The organism is bacterium, from assembly GCA_040755795.1.
Lineage (GTDB): Bacteria > UBA9089 > CG2-30-40-21 > CG2-30-40-21 > SBAY01 > JBFLXS01.
In genome coordinates, this window is sequence record JBFLXS010000421.1 from 1 (window position 1) to 3,396 (window position 3,396).

Below are 3,396 nucleotides of genomic sequence, written 5' to 3' on the forward strand. Positions count from 1 at the left end.
GGATATGAAAGAGGATAAATTCAGAGACGAATGTGGCATTTTTGGCGTTTATGGTCATCCAAAGGCAGGCAGATTAACATATCTGGGTATATTTGCCTTACAACACCGTGGACAAGAAAGTGCCGGGATTGTTACTTCAAATGGGAAGGAATTAATTCCTCATCGTGGAATGGGGCTGGTGACAGAAGTATTTAATACCCCATCTCTCCGAGAATTACCTGGCAAAATAGCGATGGGGCATGTTAGATATTCTACGACTGGCGGTAGTCGAGCTGAAAATGCCCAACCACTGACGATATATTCTTCAAAAGGCCAATTAGCCATCGGACATAATGGTAACCTGGTTAATACTACACAGATACGCTCTAAATTAGGAAGAAAAGGGGCTACTTTTCAAACGACATCAGACTCAGAAGTTATTATCCAGCTTATCACCCATTCTAAAATGCCACAATTACATGATGCCATAAGAGATGCCCTGTCAAATGTTAAAGGGGCATACTCGCTGTTATTAATGACCTCAGATGAATTAATTGGAATTCGTGACCCCTATGGAGTTAGACCGTTATGTATTGGCAAACTGGGAAAGGCATATATTTTTGCTTCAGAAACCTGTGCCTTAGATTTGATTGGAGCGGAATATCTTCGTGATGTCGAACCTGGGGAAATGGTTGTTATCAATCGCAAAGGATTGAAATCTTTACAGGCTATTCCTTCCTCTCAATGTGACCTCTTTGCTGAAGAAAAACTCCTGCCTAAAAAAGAGGCACAATGTATCTTTGAATTTATCTATTTTGCTCGACCTGATAGTAAGGTCTTTGGTGAAAATGTCTATCTGATAAGAAAAGAATTAGGCAGACAATTAGCGAAAGAATATCCCATAGAAGCAGATGTAGTTATTCCCATTCCGGATTCAGGGGTATCGGCGGCATTGGGTTTTGCTGAAGAATCTAAAATTCCGTATCAATTAGGATTGATGCGTAATCACTATGTCGGTCGCACATTTATTGACCCAAAACAATCAATTCGAGAATTAGGTGTCCAGATAAAATTAAATCCAGTGCGTGAAGTGATAGGAGATAAAAGAGTGGTTGTGATTGATGATTCCATTGTTCGCGGAACTACCTGTCAGAAAATAATGAATCTGCTTCACAAGGCAGGTGTAAAAGAAATACATCTCCGCATAAGCTCCCCACCTATCAGATTCCCTTGTGTTTATGGAATTGACACCCCAACGACAAAGGAATTAATCGCCGCAAATTACTCCCTTGAAGAAATAAAAAGATTTATGAATGTAGATACCCTGGGGTATTTAAGTATTGAGGGACTTCTAAGACCTATTGAAGATTCTATTAAAACTTTTTGTCTGGCTTGTTTCAATGGAAAGTATCCGATTAAAGGAAAAGGTAAGCCTTTTTAATGCTACCTGATTTCCATTACACATAACCTCAACGGTGTCTTACAGATTAAAAGAAATGATGAGGATTGAGATAAATGATAAGGGAATAAAATTAAATATGCTCTGGTTAAAATCTACGATTGGTTGGGATGATGTCCTTGGGCTTACGACTGAATATGACCAACGATCAGGACGGTTTATAACCACCATTACCACATCCGAGGTTAATATTACGGATATTTATCGGCCTGTATTTGATTCAAACACAAAAGGATATTGTCAAATTTTACATCAAATCTTGAATAATTCGCCTAATGCCACGATAGATTTAACTACAGAAATCTTTGCCAATTTTCCTGACCCAGCCCTTAATGATGAAAAGGAGTATAGAGATAGATTAGGCTATAACCCGGCTGATGTTATCTCACGGTTGAATTTAGCCTATATTTATCTTCAGCAAGTTGAATTAAAAAAAGCCATAAAACAACTTAAGGAAGTCATCAGGCAACTTTCGACTAATTTTGAGGCATATTTTGTGCTTGGTTGCATCTTTTTAATTAAAAAATCCGAAAAAAAAGCAATAATCTTTTTTGAGCAAGCATTTCAGTATAACCCCAATCATCTGACGAACAAAAGATATTTATCACGGGCATATTTTTTGAATGGTAAAACAGCCAGAGCAATTACCTTACTTGAAAATAATATTAAAATAGACCCTTACCATTTTGAATCTTATATAGACCTTTGCGAAAATCTTGTTGCGACGAATAAATATGACCAGGCTCTGGCTAAATTGAAAGAGGTTGCAGAAGCAATAAATAATTATCGTCAAAGGGCGAAAGAGGAATTCCCCCCTGCTGAATTAGTTAGGTTAAAAAGAATTGAGAAGACCATTGAAGAAAAATCAGGTTATGTGGAAAGGATTAAAACAGATACATCTTTCCGGAGAAAAATAAAGGCAAAGAATATGTCTATAAAAATATTAACTATCCTGGCGATTATTGGGATGATAATTTCAATCCTGATGAAGATAATAGAGATATTCTTCCCTTCTTTTCCTTAATCTCAGCCTGAGACTACCCACGAATTCAATCTTGAAGAGGCACTATTCTTCTGTATGCCTCAAGATATTTTTCAGAGGTCTTTTTTATTATGCTATCTGGAAGTGTTGGGGCAGGGGGATTTTTATCCCAGTTGATTTTTTCTAAGTAATCTCGGACAAATTGTTTATCAAAACTTACCTGAGCTCTACCTGAACAATAATCATCCATTGTCCAAAAACGGGATGAATCAGGTGTCAAAAGTTCATCTATCAAAATAATTTTATCTTCACAAATTCCAAACTCAAATTTCGTATCAGCCAGGATTAGTCCTTTTGCCTCTAACTCTTTACTGGCTAATTCAAAAATCTTCAAACTTATCTCTTTTAAATATTTTGTCGTGTCAACTCCAACCATATCCTGGACATCCATCTCAGTTATATTAATATCATGTCCAAATGTTGCCTTTGTGGCTGGAGTAAAGATAGGTTCAGGTAATTTTGCGGATTCTGTAAGTCCTGTTGGCAGTTCAACTCCGCAGACAGATTGGGTTTGTTGATATTCCTTCCAGCCTGAACCACTTAAATATCCCCGCACGACACACTCTACTGGTAATGGTTTTGCCTTTTTGACTAACATCGACCTTCCGGATAATAAATGCTTATAGGGAAAGAATTCTCCTGAAAATTTTTCTACATCGCTGGTAATTAAATGATTGTTGATAACATCCTTTGTCCGATTAAACCAATATAAAGAGAGGGCAGTCAACACCTTACCTTTATGTGGGATACCATTTGGCAGAATGACATCAAAGGCTGAAATTCTATCCGTGGCGATGATTAGAAGTTTACCATCAAATTCATAAATATCCCTCACCTTACCCTTAGAATAAGATTTTAAGTCTTTTAAATCAGTTTCCAAAATTATCAGTTCTTCCATTTCTCATTCACCTCAATT

Annotated in this window: 3 protein-coding genes; 2 read left to right on the top strand and 1 reads right to left on the bottom strand. The window is 37.0% G+C overall.

Features of this window, described 5'->3' with window-relative positions:
• Positions 1-4 precede the first annotated feature (4 nt).
• Together purF and AB1414_17725 are read left to right on the top strand one after the other, a co-directional pair.
• On the top strand, positions 5-1,420 hold the full coding sequence (purF, locus tag AB1414_17720) for an amidophosphoribosyltransferase (GenBank protein ID MEW6609253.1): 1,416 nt from the start codon (positions 5-7) through the stop codon (positions 1,418-1,420).
• A gap of 34 nt (positions 1,421-1,454) precedes the next feature.
• Positions 1,455-2,462 carry a tetratricopeptide repeat protein gene (locus AB1414_17725; GenBank protein ID MEW6609254.1) on the top strand — a complete coding sequence of 336 codons (1,008 nt, stop codon included), beginning with the start codon at positions 1,455-1,457 and terminating at the stop codon, positions 2,460-2,462.
• Positions 2,463-2,487: 25 nt separating this feature from the next.
• Here the strand turns inward: AB1414_17725 and AB1414_17730 are convergent, their stop codons facing one another.
• Positions 2,488-3,378: a phosphoribosylaminoimidazolesuccinocarboxamide synthase gene (locus AB1414_17730; protein MEW6609255.1), complete on the bottom strand. Its 891-nt coding sequence runs from the start codon at positions 3,376-3,378 to the stop codon at positions 2,488-2,490.
• Positions 3,379-3,396 lie beyond the last annotated feature (18 nt).